This window comes from Bradyrhizobium sp. GW821-FHT13H05 (assembly GCF_058804065.1).
In genome coordinates, this window is record NZ_JBXAPO010000001.1 from 1 (window position 1) to 16899 (window position 16899).

Genomic DNA, 16899 nt, shown 5'->3' on the forward strand with positions numbered 1-16899 from the left:
ACCAGCGGCGGCGCTTCGGCGGCCGGCATCGGCTGCGCCGAGCCTGACATCGCCGCCATGCCCTGCTCGACCATCGCCTCCAGCTTGTCGATGAGATCGCGGTCGGTGCCTTCAGGCTCGGCTTCGGTCGCCTCTAAGCCGGCCAAGATCTCCTTGATGCGGTCGATCGAGGCCAGGATCACCGTCACCGCGCCAGCCGTCACCGGCATGCCGTCGCGGAACTTGCTCATCAGGGTCTCGCCGGCATGTGCCAGCGCTTCAAGCCGCGGCAGGCCGAGGAAGCCGCAAGTACCCTTGATGGTGTGGACCAGGCGGAAGATGTTATCCAGGATCTTGGCGTTGTTCGGCTCCTGCTCGAACTTCACCAGCTGATTGTCGACGGTGTCCAGGCTCTCGCTGGTCTCCGTCAGAAACTCCCGCAACAGATCATCCATGAAAACAGGCCTTCATACAGGGAGGGCGCGCACAAGGTGTGATGCGCCATTTCGGAATGGGGCCAGCTTCACCGCAAAGCGTTTAATAATGGTTGAGTATGTGGAAAAGAACGGAACCAACAAAGAGATAAGGCGCTCCGGACAAGCCGAAGCGCCTCGTAAAGAATAGATTAACGTCTGAAGCGCGATGCGGGCGTTTACGAAGCGGTAACGATGACGGCTTCGCCCTCCAGCTTGAGCGTCACGGTGAGCCCGCAGGCCTGCGCGAGCAGCCGCGTATAATAAGGCTGGATCGCGTGCGCATCCGCGGCAGGTCCGCGTTCGCCGCTCAGCAGCTCGGAGATGTTCTGCGGCAGGCGCGCATTATGTCCGGTCGCGGTGATGCGGAAGCTCATCGTCTCTCCCTCGCCGATCGGATCGATCGTCAGCATGCCGCCGCGCGGGATCGTGTGCTGGGAAACGACCAGCATGTTGAGCAGCAGCTTGACGCGATTCTTCGGCAGCAACAGCCGCGGCAGATTCCACGTGATCGAGCACTTGCCGTCCTCGATCTGGCCGCGCGCCATGGTCTGGGCATCGCCAAGGTCGATCTGCGCGCCGGACGAGCCCGCCGCGCCGAAGGCGAGACGGCAGAACTGGAGGCGGGCGGAGGCCGTCTTGGCGCTCTTGCGAATCAGGTCGAGCGCGAACTCCCGGTCTTCGGGCTTGGGATCGTCGTCGAGCACTTCGAGCCCGTTGACGATGGCGCCGACGGGGCTGATCAGATCGTGGCAGACCCGCGAGCACAGCAGCGCGGCGAGTTCGAGCATATCGGGGGCATTGGCGGTCGCGGGCGACGAGGCGTCAGACATATAAAGGGGTCCTGGGGGGTTCCTGGAATTGCACGGCGCTGGACGCCGCGAATCACGCATGCTTGACGGATGCTGCAGGTTCTAACATTCGCCAGCCTGTGGCAGCTAGCTTGCGATAGGTTCGAAGCGGCCATAAAGGCCCAGTCGAATCAGTCGGGGCGAAGCAACCGAGAGGGGCGAGACTTTGAGCGGAGAAGACTTGCCAATGGAAGACTTGCCGATGGAAGACTTGCCGATGAATGAGGCATGCAGGTGAGGATCATCGAAGCCGAGGCCGCATCCAGCTTGATGGAACCCCTCACCGCGCTGGTGCTGAAGGCGGGCGAAGCGATCCTCGCGGTGAATCGCGGGGCGATGCGGGTCGACGGCAAGCAGGACGGCTCGCCGGTGACCGAGGCCGACCTTGCCGCCGACCGCATCATCGCGGATGGCCTGGCTCAGTTGGCGGGCGACATCCCGACGCTCTCGGAAGAGCGGACCCAGCTCGCCGCGCCGCCGTTCCGTGACAGTTTCTTCCTGATCGATCCGCTCGACGGCACCAAGGAATTCGTCGCGGGCCGCGACGAGTTCACTGTCAACCTCGCCCTCATCACCCAGGGCGTGCCCCTGCTCGGCATCGTCAGCGCGCCCGCGCTCGGGCTGCTCTGGCGTGGCATCGTCGGCCGCGGCGCCGAGCGCGTGACGTTTGACGGCGCGACCATCGGTGCCGCCGAGCCGATCCACACCCGCAGGCTGCCGACGCCGGGCGCACCCTGGATCGCCGCGGTGAGCCGCTCGCACGGCGATCCCAGAAGCGAAGCGTTCATCGACAACAGGCCCAATGCCGAGCGAAAGACCTGCGGCTCGGCGGTCAAGTTCGGCCGGATCGCCGAAGGCAGCGCCGACATCTATCCGCGCTTTGGGCCGACCTGCGAATGGGACGTGGGCGCAGGTTGCGCGGTGGTGACCGCGGCCGGCGGCAAGGTCACCGACGGCAACGGCGGTGAGCTTCTGTTTGGCCAGCGCGGCGACACCGGCTTCATCATCCCGGACTTCATCGCCTGGGGCGACGCGCAGGCGGTAGGCTGCTACTGACTGAGCTGCTCTTGAAGCGCCGGCCAGCGCTTGCCGACCTCGTAGAGGAAGCGGTCCGGGTTGGCGGCGAAGGCGTCACGATTGGCTTCGCGGCTGAACAAATAGAGCCGCTGCGCCACGATGGCGAAGAAGCGGGGATTACCGGCGATGACGACGCCGCGGGCGATGTCGGCGGGGTCATAACCGCCAAACTGCGGTCCGTAGATCTCGGGATGGGCCAGGAACGAGGCCCGGTTGCCCTCGTTGCGGAAGCGCCAGACCGCGCCCCAGAGGTTGGCCTCGAACTCGGCCGTACCCTGCGCGGCCGTTCCGTCGACGAAATAAGCCACGGGGTCGAAGCCCTCGATGGCGACGCCGCTGAAACGGTTGACGACGATCCGCTCGGTGGTGGCAGCCTGTGCCGGCAACCAAGAGCAGGCCATCCATATGCCCGCCAGCAGGCTGACCAGGAGGCCGATCAAGGCAATTCCGGGGCGCAAAGGGCTATCTTCCTGCCGTTGTGCCGTCATAGTTGCTGCGGATAACATCCGAGTCGAGGGGACATCCGGCGCAACCTAGAGCCGTGCCTGTTGGCGTCAGGTTAAGGAAGCGACCGGATTCGATACCAGGGGTTCTTTTATGACTTTCGCATCACGCCTTGCTGCGCTCGCGCTTGCCGCGATGGTCGGCTGGATCGTGCCGGCATCCGCCCAGCAGGCGCCGCCGCCCAATCTGCCGCCGCCGCAGCGGACCCCGACGCCCAACACCTACGGGCCGGACGAACTCGTCACCGCCGGCCACCGCTTCTTCGGCAACGTCTCGCGCGGGCTCGCCTCGATCATCGAGAAGGCGGTCAGCCAATGGGGCCTGCCGAACGGCTATATCCTGGGTGAGGAAGGCTCCGGCGCCTTCGTCGCCGGCCTGCGCTATGGCGAAGGCACGCTCTACACCAAGAACGCCGGCGACCTGCGCGTCTACTGGCAGGGCCCCTCGCTCGGCTTCGACTGGGGCGGCGACGGCGCACGCACCATGACGCTGGTCTACAACCTGCCCGCCACCAACGCGATCTACCAGCGCTTCGCCGGCCTCGACGGCTCGGCCTATATCATCGGCGGCTTCGGCATGACGGCGCTCACCGCCAACAACATCGTGCTGGTGCCGATCCGCTCGGGCCTCGGCCTGCGGCTCGGAGCCAATATCGGCTATTTGAAATTCACGCCGCGCGCGACCTGGAACCCGTTCTAAAGCGCGATCGCGCTTTAGATTGTTGTTTGAGCATGATCTTTCCGGAAAACCGCTGCGCACTTTTCCGGATCATGCTCTAGGGTCCCCTCCTCCGGTCCAGTTCCGGATTCACGTTAACAACAGGGCGGGGCTGGCTTTTTGCCGGCCCGCCATGCATTGTTCTTTGGTAAATTTTTCCTTGTTTCCTGGAGTTCTGGACGATGGTCGAGCCGATCATGTACCTGGCGATCGGTTTCCTGCTCTCGATGCTGTGCGGGCTTGCCATCGTGCCGCTGGTGCATAACCGCGCGGTGCGGCTGACCACGCGCCGGCTCGAGGCCGCGACGCCGCTGTCGATGGCCGAGATCCAGGCCGACAAGGACCAGCTCCGCGCCGAATTCGCCATGTCGGCGCGCCGGCTGGAAATGAGCGTCGACCAGCTCAAGAACAAGACCACGAGCCAGCTCGCCGAGCTCGGCAAGAAGAGCGACGCCATCAACCGCATGAAGATCGAGCTCGGCGAGAAAAACGCCACGATCTTCGCGCTCGAGGCGCGCGAAAAGGCGGTGAAGGAGCAGCTCCGCGCTACCGAAGAGGAATTCAACACCAAGACCGCATCCTTGCGCGAGGCCGAGATTGCGCTGAGCGACAAGCAGGGCGAGCTCGCAAAAATCAATTCCGAGCTGTCCGACCGCTCGATGATGGCGGAGAGCCGCCAGGTCGAGCTGGTCGCGGTCCGCGCGCAGATCGAGGAATTGAAGAATCGCGTCGGCGATGCCGAGAAGGAGTTCGCCGCAACGCAGGCGCGGCTGGCGCAGGAGCGTACCGAATCCGAGACCGCCTCGCGCGAGCTCGGCGATGCCCGCGGCCGGGTCGAGAACCTGAGCCAGCGCGTCACCGACCTCGACCGCCAGCTCATCGTGCAGGTCAAGGAGGCCGAGATGCTGTCGGGCCGCGTCTCCGACCTAGAGGGACGCCTCGCCACGCAAGGCAAGCTGCTCGCCGAGCGCGACTACGAGAACAACCAGCTTCGCCAGGCCAATGAGGGCTCCGAGCGGATCATCAAGGAGCTGCGCGTCGAGATCGCCGGCTTGAGCGGCGGCAAGTCCTCGGCCGCGTTCGAAACGCTCCGCGCGGAAAAGACCGCGCTGGAGGAGCAGCTCGGCACGGCCCGCGACGAGCGCGCCAAGCTTCAGCGCGACATCAATGCGATCCAGCAGCAGGCGGAAAGCTCCTGGGCGACCGAGCGCATGGAGAATGCGCTGCTGCGCGAGCGCATCAACGACATCGCCGCCGAGGTGGCCAAGCTCGCGATGCAGCTCGAAGGCCCGAACTCGCCGATCGAGGCGCTGCTTGCGGCCGAGGCCGGCCAGCCGCCGAAGCCGGCGCCGCGCCCGGCCAAGGACGCCGCGACCAATGGCGCGGCCAGCCTGCCCGAGGGCGGCGGGACGCTGGCCGAGCGCATCCGTGCGCTCCAGGCCCACGCCTCCCGCGCCCGCCAGCAGGGCGCGTAGGCCGCCCAAAACGCGGGCCCGCAGCCGGGTTGCGTGGCCCATGGAAGGTTTTCAGCTTCTTAAGGCGCCTCGAAACTTGACACCTTCGGCCCGCACTTCTAAATCGCGGGCTCCAATGCACCGGCCGGCCGAAAGTCGGCCGCCTGCATGATGGTCCCGGGCGCATAGCTCAGCGGGAGAGCGTTCCCTTCACACGGGAGAGGTCCAAGGTTCGATCCCTTGTGCGCCCACCATTCGCTCTTTGTATTCAATTATTTAGTGGCTTAGCTCCCCCACCATGTGCCCCGAAAAAGCTAGGGCACAACAGGGGCACATCAAGTTCAAAAAAATGCTGAGCTGGCGCGTCCTCCGACCATCGTCGTGTGATCACCCAGAAATTTCGGTTCGGCCAAGCCAGTCGTTCGAGCGCTGGCAGGGGTCGCGAGATCCGTCGCGTTGCCCTCGATGAAGCAGCAGAAGATGTTCGAGTACGAGGGCGACCTGGACGAGCATTCGGACGCGATCGTCAAGCTACGCACAGAAATTGTCGAAGCCGTCCGCGCTGGCGACGAGCGTCGGGGACCGCCGAAGAAGAAAGCGTATCATTCGCAAAAAGAGGATCTGAGAAATCTGCGGCGCAAATGATTGAGCCCGCACATCGGCCGGTGTGCGGGCTCCCCTCGTTTAGAGGGTGGTTGCTAGGAGATACAGGATGGCCATGGCCACGCCCGGATCTATTGAAAGGCTTATCTTCACAAGCTTTCTCCTTCTGGTTGGAGGGCTTGGACCAAGCGGTTTCAGTGTTTTCGGCACCGCGCGATGCCTGCATTCTTTGTGGCTATCGGTCACAAGTCGTGAGGCTTTCGGTCCCAAGTCGTCCGGTACGACGCGTTGTCCGGCTAACGAGCGGTGCGGCTTTTGTCCTGGCCGCGGCTCCGAGGGTATATGACGCCCCGGTCACCGATGGGAGTACCTGAAGTTGTCTCAAATTGCCATCACTTCTCACTGAAATCCGAGGCGGAAATGCCGCGGCCTGGACGCGGGTTGCAACAGAGTCGCCGACGGTTGCCGGGCGGCTTTTGCGCTCTTGGCCAAGTCGCGGGATTTCATCGTCGCGAGATCAACGTCTCCGAAAACACGTTTTCCGGCCAGGGGCACCAACTAGGCTGTTCAAGCCCGTTCCAAAGCGTTCGCAACCGTCCGCGCCGTGCTCGGAAACCCATGAAAAATAGGCCCTTCCGCGTACATCGGTGTTCGTCACCGTTTGTTCTCATCCGATCCCAGCCGTCCGATTTGTTGGTATTTTTGTTGGTATCGGAAGAACAAACGTTCGCGGCGACTTTCGCTATTCCGAACGAAGGGAATTGAGCAGATGGCCCGCAAGAACGATGGTGCGTGCGCCAACCCCAAGCAGATCAAGACCGACGTTGATTGCCGCACCGCCCGACCCAAATTCGACAAAGGCGCGTGGAGTCCCGCCAAGATTTCCGACGTGACCGGCGGCGGCCTTTATCTCTTCGTCACGCCGGACAAGAGCAGGCCTGGCAACGCTGCCTCCAAGCTCTGGCGGATGGGCTACCGCTTCCACAGCCGTCAGAAAACCTACTCCATCGGCCCTTACGGCAACGGCAAGGATGGCACGTTCTCGCTCGCCGACCGCGGCGCGAGCGCGACAAGGCCAAGGACCTGCTCCAGGAAAGCAAAGACCCGAGCACCGAGAAGCAGCTCGTCAAGCCCAGGCAGGCGGCCGCCCGGCCTTTCGAGCAATGGGCCGACGAGTGGCTCGCAAAGAAGAAGGTGGAGAAAGTCAAACGCGGCAGGATCGTCGCGGTGCGCGACCCCAAGACCATCGAAGTCCTTGAGCTGCGTGTCGGCTACGTCAAGGATCGCTTCGGCAAGCTGTGTAGGCAGGACATCAAGCGTCCAGACGTGCTCGCTTTCCTGCGTTCATACGAAGCCAAGGGAAAGCTGGAAACCCGCGACCGCGTGCGCAGCATCGGTGAGCAAATCTGCAACTATGCCGATGTCGAAGGCGACGGCTACAATCCATTCCGCAACCTGAATGGGCAGATGATTGCCAACATTTCGACGCCGCGTCCCGGCGTTACCGAACCACGCGAGGTGACGCGCGTCTTCAAGCTCATCAGCGCACCGTGGACAAGAGCGAGGTTTAGTGACGTTGTTGGCCTTGGTTTGCGCTTCGATGCGCTGACCATTCCCCGCCCCGGCATGGTCAATGAAATGGAATGGAGCGAGGTCGATTGGGATGCCGAACGCTGGACTATTCCAGCCGCCAAAATGAAGACCGGTTGGGACCATGTCGTGCCTTTGTCACGGCAGGCACTCGCAATCCTGCGCAGCGTCCAGAAGCTGACCGGCCATCGCCGGTACGCTTTTTCCTGCTCGAAGGACGCGCCGCTATCAAACAACACGCTCAACAAGCGCTTGCGGCTGCTTGGCATTGACACCAAGACTGATCATTGTGCCCACGGATTCCGGACCACCTTCTCGACCCTGTCTCACCACGAAGAGATCAAGGACGCCAAGGCATGGGATGGCGATGTCGTCGAGCTGCAGCTCGCGCATCTCGATAATTCGACTGTGGAAGGGCTCTACAAGAAGCACGGACCGCTCGCGCGGATTGGCTCGCGCACGAAGCTGATGCAGCATTGGGCTGATCGGATCGATCACTGGCTCGATCCCAAGAAGGTAAGGCCGATCAAGCGCGGCACGTAGGCTGAGCATCCGCTTACAGCCTACAGCACTACTGGCCATTCGTATGCGACTTGAATTCTGACGGTATCGATGGCCCAGCCGGTCCGCTTTCCATGGCACTCCCCGCGCCAAAAAAAGCCCGCACCTCACAAGAGGTGCGGGCTCGGGTCATGGAAGTCCATGACCAGTTCGGGAGGAACGTCCCTTGCGGGACCACGGAGCGCACGCGGCGACGCCGCGACGCAATTCGCAAATGCGGCTGATAACAACCGGCCCTTTCAGGCGAAGGCGCCATGTCTGGTGTAGATGCAGACTACGTTAACGCCCTCTCGCGTTTGGTGGTGGCGGCAAACAAATCCGCTACCTTCCTAGCAAGCGCCATTCCAAGGTCAGCGTTGTTTTTCGCGGAGAAATGAATTCCATCCACCCCATCGGTTGAGATCACGCTTCCAGCATCGAAGAACTCGACCTTCATGAAAGCGGCGAGCGCTCTATACTGGCCGGCGAGCTCGATGGTCTTCTCGTGCCCCCCCTCAAACATTCCCTGAAACCACGGGTCCGGCAATGCTGCGAGTGGAGGCGGCGAAACGACGAGCACTTTGGGCGCGGGATACACGGTTCCTACTCCGCCGCCCGAAGTGAGCACCTGTCCCACAAGCTTCGACATACCGACCGCGATCTCGTAGGGCGTGCGGCGGAAATAGCTCTTGGTATCGTTGGTCCCGAGCATGATGATGACGAGATCCAGCGGAAGATGACTTGCAAGAGCTGATGGAAGATAGGCGGATCCATTCAGTCGCGGATCAGCCGGATCGTCGATCGATGTCGTACGTGCGCTCAGCCCCTCCTCGATAATCTCGTAGCCTGGTCCTAGCTTCGCTGCCATGGCGCCCGTCCATCGCTCCGCATAGGGAAACCGGGTCGTTGGCGATCCCTCCGGGACCGCAACCCAGCCCCAGGTAAGCGAATCTCCAAAACACAAGATACGTTTCGTCATCGGCACCTCTTTTAGTTGGATTTGGAACGTACGCCGTAGAAGATCGCGGCGAGCAGGATGATCAGCCCCTGGACGATGAGCTTACCTGGCTCCTGCACGCCCATCGTCGTCATGACCACGAACAGCAGCCCAAAACAGAGGACGCCGAAGAAGGGGCCCCACACCTCGGCAGGCCGACCGAACACCACGCCGCCCAGGATCGTTGCGGCAATCGAATTCATGACGAGTTCAGGTCCGAACCGCACGCTTCCAACGGCGATCGAAGATGTCTGAACGAGTGCGGCCACGGCAAACATCAGCCCGGATATCGTGTGCGCAACGACGACTGTTCGTTCCACCGGCACACCCGAGAAATGGGCGGAGGTCGGATTGCTGCCGATCGACCAAACGAAGCGGCCGAACACGGACGTGCCGAGGAATGCGCTCGTGACGCCGGCCAGCATGACCCAGAAGATCACCGGTGCTGGCACTGTCCAGAAACGGGTGTTGTAGAGATCGCGGAAGTAAGTCGGAACGTCGCCGGGCGGCTTGCCGTTCGCGAGATATTCGACCAATCCGACCAGGACTATGTTCACGGCCAACGTGACGATAACGGCCGATGCCCGCCGCTTGCCGATAAGAAGACCGTTCAAGAGGCCAACGATCAGTCCAAAACCAAGACAGAGCAGAACGACAGGTAAGAACGGCCAGCCGTAGAGTAACCCCGACGAAATCATGTAATTGACGAGCAGAATGATTCCGCCGGCCGACAGATCGATTGACCGCGAGGAGATCACGAGGATCTGACCGAGAACGACGATTCCGAGCGGCACGACCTGTCGGGCGAAAGTCCCGAGGATCGAGACATTCATCATGTTCGGTCGCAGTACCCAGAGGGTGACGAGCAGCACGACAAAGACAACATAGGAGGGAGGTATACGCAGAACGATACGGAACAGAGGCGAGCGCGAGGTCATGGGTCTACAGGCCGATGTTCTTGCGGGGCTGAAGCGAGATGACGACAAGAAGGATCAGGCCCTTCACAACCGTCTGAACGAACGCGGAGACGTTGAGAAGATTCATGCCGTTGGCAATCAGGGCGAGTAGCGTGCAGCCGATGATTGTGCCGTGGACGCTGCCAATGCCGCCAGCGAGCTGCGTTCCGCCGAGCGCCACGGCCGTGATCGAGTCGATCGCGTATTGCGCGCCAATGTTGGGGTCGCCTGATGCGATGCGGCCGGCGAGGAAGATTCCGGCGATCGCGGCGAAGCAGGAGCTCAAAACATAGGCTGTGATGATGTTGCGCTGCTCTGCGATGCCGAAGGTGCCAGCGGTTTCACCCCCGCCGATCGCGAAGAGGTGCAATCCCAAGCGAGACCCGTGCACGATTTTCCAAGCGACCAGGACCGCAACGATGGTCCAGAGTACCGGCATGTAGATGCCCAACACGTGCCCATTCACAAGGGATACGATCTCGGGCGCAACCGTGCCACCGGCGGTTGGACGCATGAGCATGGCCACCCCTTGCGTGATCCCCATGATCGACAGGGTTGCGATGATGGGATGCACCCTGAGCCGTGTTACGGAGAAACCATTAAGAAGACCAACGACAACGGCCATCGCAATCGCGCCGGGCAGCGTGAAGTAAACGGGAGCATTCAGCGACAGAATTCCGGTTGTCAGGCTGACGACGGCCCCGACTGAGAGATCCAGCCCCCTGACCAGGATCACGATCATCTGGCCAATGCTAACGAGAATGAGGGGTGCTGCCTGCGCAACGAGGTTGAGAATATTTTGCCAGCTCGCGAAGTCGGCCGTCAAGGCTGTCAAACCCGCACAGCCGGAAACTGCGATCAGCAGCGGGATCGTCCAAAGCCCATGGCGCGAATTGGATCTGAGAATGATGTGACCAAGCTTCGTCATTTCTGCCATTCCCCGTTCAACGATGCAGCGCAGCTTCGAGAATGGCGTGCTCGGTGGCCGCCGCCGCAGGCATCTCCGCAACGACATGCATGTCGTGAATCACATAGAGGCGATCGCACAAACCGATCAGCTCCAGCGTCTCTCGTGACAGGACGATAACCGCCCCGCCAGCATTTACGTAGTTCCGAAGCAGCTTGTAGATCTCGGCCTTTGCGCCTACATCGACACCACGCGTCGGCTCCTCAATGAGGAGGATGTCGGCGCCAAGGGTTAGATAGCGTCCAAGTAGAACCTTTTGCTGGTTGCCACCCGAAAGATTCCCGACCGGCGTCGAAGGCTTTGCGGCCCTGATAGACAGGCTCTTGATCGAATTTGCGATGACGTCGCGATGACTGCCCGCCGGCGCCAGTTCGAAGTGCTGGCTATGCAGACCAATCGTGAGGTTGTGCGCCAAAGAGAGGTCGAGAAAGAGACCTTCGAGCTTCCTGTCTTCCGGCACAAAACTCACGCCAAGGGCCTGCAACAGGCGGATCCCAACGTCTTTTGCAAGCGGCAGTGGCAGCTCATTTCCCTTGACGCGGACTTTGCCTTCGTACGCGGCGTATTGCCCGACGATGGACCGGACAAGTTCGCGCTGGCCCTGGCCCTCAAGACCTGCAAGCGCGATGATCTCTCTGCGACGTAGGAAAATCGAACAGGGCGTGGCGTCCGGTGTCAGCCGAAGGCCCTCGACCGAAAGGACAACCTCACCCTCCGCTCGTTCCGGCTTCGGCGGAAACAGCTCGGTCAGCTCCCGCCCGACCATCATCGCAATCAATTGCTTGGGGGTGATCGCCGAGACCGGAACGGTATCGACGTTCTGTCCATCCTTCAGCACGGTGATCGTATCGCAAATCTTGAATATCTCCTCCATGCGATGAGAGATGTAGACGACCGCCTTCTGTTGCTTCTTGAGCGCGAGGATATGTGAGTTGAGGACCTCGACGTCGGCCGCATTGAGCGCCGCCGTCGGCTCGTCGAGAATGACGATATCCGCGCGCGCGGAGATCCCACGTGCGATCTCGACAAACTGCCGTTCGGCGATGGAAAGGTTTCCGACAAGCGTTGCGGGATCGAAGTTCAGGCCGAGGCCGCATAACGTATCCCGCGCGTTTCGCTCCATCAGCGCCGTGTCGACATTGCGGAGCCTCGTGAGCGGCTCCTTGCCGAGATACATGTTCTCGGCAATGGAGAGATTGGAAAGCAGCGAGTGCTCCTGAAAAACGGTTGAGATGCCCGCGTCGAGCGCTTCGCGGGGCGATTGGAAGCGGACGATCTGGTCGTTCTTACGGATCAGACCACTGTCGCCCTGAACGACGCCTGCCAGGATCTTCATTAGGGTAGACTTACCGGCGCCGTTCTCGCCCATGAGGGCATGAACCGATCCAGGCAGCAGTTGAAAATCGACGCTCCTGAGCGCGGCGATGCCCCCAAAGGATTTCGAGATCGATGTCATCTGGACAAGCGGCTGTACCGTCATTGCCTGGGCCCGAACGCAAATTGGAGGAGGGGAGCGCAGCGCCGAAGCTGCATTGCCGTAGCCCGGCGCTGCGTCAGGATCACTTCTTGCCGTAGTATTTCTGCAGATCCTGCTCGGTCAGGCTGGTTGGAAACCAGACGTTTGCGCTGAGATCTTTGCGGTAGTTCTTTTTGGCCTTCTCGATATCCCAACCTTCAGGCTCGTAGATGTAGCGCTTATGGAGCTGCTTGCCCTCCAGAAGGGCGACGGCGGCGCGTACACCGGCAGCCCCCTGCTCAGGACCGTACTCCGGCGAGATCGAGGGAAATCCGAGTTCGATCCACCTGGCGAAGAAGCCATTGTTGCCTTCGCCCGTGATCGGCGGAATCTTCGCGCCGTACTGCTGAAAGACGTCAACGCAGGCGCGGGTCATATCGGCACCCGATGACCAGATGCCATCGACCTTCGGATTATTGAGATAGAAGGTCTCACAGACCTGCTTGCCAACATCGTATTGCCACTTGCCGGCGTCTTCTGCGATGATCTTGACGTCAGTGCTCTTGATCGCTTCCAAGAGTCCTTTGTAGCGGTTGATGTCTTCCGGGTGCGCGGGAAATCCTCTCAGAACCCAGATATTACCTTTTCCGCCGAGCTGCTTGACGAGAAAGTCTCCCATCACCTTTCCGAAATGAACACCACCGCCCTGGATATCGACCGTGTATTTGCCGGTTTCCGTTAGACCGGTATGCACGATGACGGGAATGCCCGCCGCAACAGCTTTTTCGATGCCAGCGTCGGCAGACGTGGGCGTGACGGGCGTCACGATGATTGCGTCGACTTTCTGCGCGATCAGGTCTTCAATGTCTGCAACCTGCTTTGCCTGGCTGAGGTTGGCGTCCAGCAGAATGAATTGACCAATTGTCTTGTTCAACTGCACCGCGGCTTCCGCGTCGTGAGCCATCTGGACGGTCCAAGTGTTGGCGTTCACGCCAAAGTGGCTCATGCCGATCTTCCACGGACCATTCTTCTTGAATTGGTTCGGGGCCGTCATCCGCTCATCGCCCGGGCGCGGTGCGACGCCCTGCATGAGGTTAACCTCCTGTGCTTTAGCCGCACCCACGTTTAGCCAGACCGCGGCCATAAACCCGAGACCGAGTGTTCTCATCCCTTGGCGCATCAAACTTCCCTCCTCCACCGCACGTATGTGCTGATTCATTTGCCTTGGGAGGAGAAGGGCGCAAGTCGCCGCACGCCCGTCGCAGGCCTGCGACGTTCGTAGCTTGGCGCGATTTCAAATGGTGGGTCAGCTCTTCTTGACGAAGACTCCCCGCCCTTGGCGCGCCTAACCTCCCAAAGACTGACAAGCTCTCTCGGCATTGCCAGCGAGCCCAACAAAAACATGCTCTTTTGCGGCCGTCAATAGTTATTCATAATGAGTGACTAATTCAGGCGTTGCAGTTTGGGTCATGGGCGAACAATGATGCGCAGCGCAAAAAGCGTGAGGATTCAGAACCATGGCGATCCGCTCGATACTATGTTTCGGCGACTCTAATACCCATGGCCAAATCCCGGGACAGGGACCATTGGAGCGCTACGATCGCCATACGCGGTGGCCGGGCGTGCTGCAGTCTGACCTCGGACCGTCCTGGTATGTCATCGAAGAAGGACTGAGCGGACGAACGACCGTCCACGATGACCCCATCGAAGGAGCACATAAAAACGGGCGGACTTATCTGCGCCCATGCGCGCAAAGTCATACCGTCCTTGATCTCGTGATCATCATGCTCGGGACGAACGATCTCAAGGTGAGGTTCAACAAGCCGGCATCGGAGGTTGCCATGGGTATCGGCTGCCTCATTTACGATCTGAGAGAACTGTCACCGGGGCCTGGAGGGGGCGTGCCTGAAATCATGATCGTCGCTCCTCCCCCAATTCTTGACGACATCAAGGAGTGGAAATCGATCTTCGCTGGTGCGCCGGAGAAATCTCGGCAATTGGCCCTCGAATTCGAAATCATGGCGGACTCCCTCGGAGTACACTTCTTCAACGCCGGCTCTGTATGTCAGTGCGATGAAGCCGATGGATTTCATCTGAACGCGGACGCGCATCGGGCGCTTGGAGCCGCGTTGGCGCAGGAAGTTGAGGCAATCGGCTGGCCTGCTGTTGAGCGCACGCGTTGATGGCAACCGCGCTCGACAGTTCTTCTGATATGAGGAGCACTTCCCTTGCCTGACATGCGATTTGCGCCCCCCAACCCGCTGCGGATCGCAGATCGGGCGAGCGGCCTGAATGCGCCGACAGTACGAAGCTATAATGAGCGCCTGGTGCTCTCGTTGTTGTTGCAGAACACCGGTATTTCACGACTAGCAATCGGTGAGACGACGGGCCTGTCCGCACAGACCATTTCCGTCATTGTCCGGTCACTCGAGCAGGAGGGTCTCGTTTCGAGAGGCGAGGCGCAGCGCGGTCGTGTCGGTCCACCCGCCATCCCGCTGTCGCTCAATCCAAAGGGAGCGTTTTCGGTCGGCGTGAGCTTTGGGGAGAGCGCCGCCGACGTTGCGCTCATCGATTTTGTCGGACAGGTTCAATATCACGCGGCACACCCCTATCCTACCCTTCAGATGTCCCCAGCTGGGCTTGCTGCAAAGATCGAGCAAGGACTCCTGACACTTCCTCCGGCCAGCCGAGCGCGGGTCGCTGGCATTGGACTGGCGGTGCCGGATGAAGCGAGCACCAGCCAGCACCTTAAAGCACTATTGGGCCGCGATCTAGCAGAGCTACAGGCCAGCATCGAAGGCAAGCTGAAACTTTCCGCTTACATCCAGAACGACATAACGGCAGCGGCGGGTGGCGAGAGCCTTTTTGGGGCTGCGCGATCACTCTCGGACTTTCTCTTCTTCTACCTGGGATCTCGCCTGCATAGCCGTTTGATCCTGAACTACCAGATTAACAGCGGCAGGACCGACCTAAGTCATGATATCGGGCTGTTGCGGCTGCGGAAAAGTTTGGAGGAACACGGCCTTGCGCTGGATACAATCGGATCCGGCACATTGCCACCGGCAGCCGATGACCTCTATAACCGGTGGCGACGCACATGCAGCCATATGATCATCGGATCGGTTCGATCGCTTCTACGCTTTGTAAGCTTCAAGTCCGTCGTTGTGTCAAGCTACGCGCCAACTCGTCTCGGGCAAGACCTCTGCTCGCATCTCCACGAAGAACTGCCTGACGTGGATTTTCTGTTCGGCTCCAACTCGATTGCTCCAAAAGCCGTGGGTGCCGCCAGCCTACCGTACCACTCCCGTTTCATGGTCCAGTAGAATCAATCGCGCTCGCTTTCCTAGCCTAATGCGGAGCGCCAAAAGGTTCCGTAGGTTGCCCGCAATACCATAATCCGTCATGGCGCGCCTCGGCAGGGGGGCGTGGAGTTGATCATCAAACCATTCAGCTTCACTGACCTGGCGGCCAAGAAAGCTGACTTCTCGCTGAAGATTCGTCCACGAGACACAACCCCGGCTGCTGTGCAAGCAATTGCAGCGTCAACTGTCAGCCGGCATTGTTCAGTTGGCCGCTCGGCCGACTTTCGACGCATCCTCATCGGACACATACACCCACAGTGGCTGATTCGTCGGAGCGCGCTTCAGTCCAGACTCCGGATACGAATGTTCACGCCCGGCAATATCGTGCAGCTGCAGGCTGTAGACATCCGGACGCGAATAGTGGCCGAGCGGATCGATCCACGCCTTCCAGAGGCGCCTGAGATTGAAGTCGAGCTCGGCGTAGATGATCTTCTCCTCGTTGAGGACGGGCCGGACGAGATACGATCCCCCCGGTGCCACGATGGAGCCTCCACCCACAGCCCAATGCGCCTGAAGATTAGGAATCGCTTCGCGCCACTCATCGCTTATATTCTCCTTCGGAAAATATGCGGATGCACTGAGAACGAAGCTTCCGGTTTCCGCCGCATATTCACGTACCGCAAACTCGGCATCACAAACGAACGGCGCCCCCAGATCAGCTTCGATGGTTCTCTCGCCCATTTCCGCATCTCCAGAGCGCCACATGCCCGGCCAATTTGCCACATGGATCTCTTCGCCCATGGTTGCCATGGCATATTTCGAGAGCGACATATGATGCTCCCAACAAATCAGTCCGCCCAACATGCCGATATCGGTATCGTATATGTTCAAATCTCTTCCGTCGCCAGAGCCGTGAATCAGCCGCTCGTGCAGCGTCGGCATCAGTTTGCGGTGCCGTCCGATCAACTCGCCCTTTCGGTTAAAAAACAGCAAGCTGTTGTACAGAGTTGCGCTTCCGGCCCGATCCGACAACTCATTGCAACCCATGACGACATGGATTTTGGCCTCTTTCGCCGCCGCCGCGATGGCACGGCATTCGTCACCGCCGACGGTGATCGCTCCGTCATACAGCGCCGTCCACACCTTCGAAAAGTTCTTGGCCGAGTTGTTGTAAAACTGGGCCCAGTACGGATATTGGCCTAGATAACATTCGGCGAAGACGACGATATCCGCGCCTTGCTTTGCCGCATTGTGGATTGCAGTGATCGCCTTGCGAAGATTTGTCTGGGTGTCGAAAAACACCTGAGCGATCTGAGCTACGGCTCCGACGATCTTTCTTGCGGCTGGCATTTCCTTCTCCTTTTTGGCGAAGACTAACGTGTTCTTGAGCGTTCATCATCGCGGCTACGACCGGCGACGACGAGTTCTTAATT

General features: G+C 60.4%; 16 protein-coding genes and 1 tRNA gene. 8 read left to right on the top strand and 9 right to left on the bottom strand.

The window, feature by feature from the left end; all coding sequences use genetic code 11:
• Together AC1RR3_RS00005 and chpT are read right to left on the bottom strand one after the other, a co-directional pair.
• Positions 1 to 434 (bottom strand): Hpt domain-containing protein (locus AC1RR3_RS00005; protein ID WP_492818094.1); only part of this gene is annotated, 434 nt, incomplete at its 3' end.
• A 197-nt stretch (positions 435 to 631) separates the two neighbouring features.
• The gene (gene chpT / locus AC1RR3_RS00010; RefSeq protein WP_492818096.1) at positions 632 to 1285 is read right to left on the bottom strand and encodes a histidine phosphotransferase ChpT; all 654 of its coding nucleotides are present in this window, start codon (positions 1283 to 1285) and stop codon (positions 632 to 634) included.
• 246 nt (positions 1286 to 1531) lie between these two features.
• Between chpT and AC1RR3_RS00015 the strand changes: the two genes are divergently transcribed.
• Complete coding sequence (locus AC1RR3_RS00015; RefSeq protein ID WP_492818098.1) at positions 1532 to 2359, top strand: 3'(2'),5'-bisphosphate nucleotidase CysQ family protein; 828 nt, start codon at positions 1532 to 1534, stop codon at positions 2357 to 2359.
• On the opposite strand, the gene AC1RR3_RS00020 is transcribed toward AC1RR3_RS00015, so the two are convergent.
• Positions 2353 to 2838 (bottom strand): YHS domain-containing (seleno)protein, encoded by a 486-nt coding sequence (locus AC1RR3_RS00020; RefSeq protein WP_492818100.1) that lies wholly within the window; start codon positions 2836 to 2838, stop codon positions 2353 to 2355. The genes AC1RR3_RS00015 and AC1RR3_RS00020 overlap by 7 nt on opposite strands.
• Positions 2839 to 2977: 139 nt before the next feature.
• On the opposite strand from AC1RR3_RS00020, the gene AC1RR3_RS00025 reads away from it, so the two are divergent.
• The 5 genes from AC1RR3_RS00025 (at position 2978) to AC1RR3_RS00045 (ending at position 7791) form a co-directional block, all read left to right on the top strand.
• Positions 2978 to 3583, top strand: a complete 606-nt coding sequence (locus tag AC1RR3_RS00025; protein WP_492818102.1) for a DUF1134 domain-containing protein — start codon at positions 2978 to 2980, stop codon at positions 3581 to 3583.
• A gap of 200 nt (positions 3584 to 3783) precedes the next feature.
• On the top strand, positions 3784 to 5076 hold the full coding sequence (locus AC1RR3_RS00030) for a hypothetical protein (protein WP_492818104.1): 1293 nt from the start codon (positions 3784 to 3786) through the stop codon (positions 5074 to 5076).
• Between the two features lie 158 nt (positions 5077 to 5234).
• A tRNA-Val gene (locus tag AC1RR3_RS00035) sits at positions 5235 to 5309 on the top strand.
• Between the two features lie 211 nt (positions 5310 to 5520).
• Positions 5521 to 5700 (top strand): hypothetical protein, encoded by a 180-nt coding sequence (locus tag AC1RR3_RS00040; protein ID WP_492818106.1) that lies wholly within the window; start codon positions 5521 to 5523, stop codon positions 5698 to 5700.
• Between the two features lie 822 nt (positions 5701 to 6522).
• Positions 6523 to 7791: a tyrosine-type recombinase/integrase gene (locus AC1RR3_RS00045; RefSeq protein WP_492818108.1), complete on the top strand. Its 1269-nt coding sequence runs from the start codon at positions 6523 to 6525 to the stop codon at positions 7789 to 7791.
• A gap of 292 nt (positions 7792 to 8083) precedes the next feature.
• Here the strand turns inward: AC1RR3_RS00045 and AC1RR3_RS00050 are convergent, their stop codons facing one another.
• The 5 genes from AC1RR3_RS00050 to AC1RR3_RS00070 all read right to left on the bottom strand — a co-directional run bounded on the left by AC1RR3_RS00050 (position 8084) and on the right by AC1RR3_RS00070 (position 13254).
• Positions 8084 to 8767 carry an SGNH/GDSL hydrolase family protein gene (locus AC1RR3_RS00050; protein ID WP_492818110.1) on the bottom strand — a complete coding sequence of 228 codons (684 nt, stop codon included), beginning with the start codon at positions 8765 to 8767 and terminating at the stop codon, positions 8084 to 8086.
• A gap of 11 nt (positions 8768 to 8778) precedes the next feature.
• Positions 8779 to 9723 carry an ABC transporter permease gene (locus AC1RR3_RS00055; protein ID WP_492818112.1) on the bottom strand — a complete coding sequence of 315 codons (945 nt, stop codon included), beginning with the start codon at positions 9721 to 9723 and terminating at the stop codon, positions 8779 to 8781.
• 4 nt (positions 9724 to 9727) lie between these two features.
• Positions 9728 to 10669, bottom strand: a complete 942-nt coding sequence (locus tag AC1RR3_RS00060; protein WP_492818114.1) for an ABC transporter permease — start codon at positions 10667 to 10669, stop codon at positions 9728 to 9730.
• A 16-nt stretch (positions 10670 to 10685) separates the two neighbouring features.
• Positions 10686 to 12188: a sugar ABC transporter ATP-binding protein gene (locus AC1RR3_RS00065; RefSeq protein ID WP_492818116.1), complete on the bottom strand. Its 1503-nt coding sequence runs from the start codon at positions 12186 to 12188 to the stop codon at positions 10686 to 10688.
• A 79-nt stretch (positions 12189 to 12267) separates the two neighbouring features.
• Positions 12268 to 13254 carry a substrate-binding domain-containing protein gene (locus AC1RR3_RS00070; RefSeq protein ID WP_492818118.1) on the bottom strand — a complete coding sequence of 329 codons (987 nt, stop codon included), beginning with the start codon at positions 13252 to 13254 and terminating at the stop codon, positions 12268 to 12270.
• Positions 13255 to 13681: 427 nt separating this feature from the next.
• On the opposite strand from AC1RR3_RS00070, the gene AC1RR3_RS00075 reads away from it, so the two are divergent.
• Complete coding sequence (locus tag AC1RR3_RS00075) at positions 13682 to 14347, top strand: SGNH/GDSL hydrolase family protein (RefSeq protein WP_492818120.1); 666 nt, start codon at positions 13682 to 13684, stop codon at positions 14345 to 14347.
• 54 nt (positions 14348 to 14401) lie between these two features.
• Positions 14402 to 15487: an ROK family transcriptional regulator gene (locus AC1RR3_RS00080; RefSeq protein ID WP_492819742.1), complete on the top strand. Its 1086-nt coding sequence runs from the start codon at positions 14402 to 14404 to the stop codon at positions 15485 to 15487.
• Between the two features lie 240 nt (positions 15488 to 15727).
• Here the strand turns inward: AC1RR3_RS00080 and AC1RR3_RS00085 are convergent, their stop codons facing one another.
• Positions 15728 to 16816 (bottom strand): carbon-nitrogen hydrolase family protein, encoded by a 1089-nt coding sequence (locus AC1RR3_RS00085; protein ID WP_492818122.1) that lies wholly within the window; start codon positions 16814 to 16816, stop codon positions 15728 to 15730.
• Positions 16817 to 16899 lie beyond the last annotated feature (83 nt).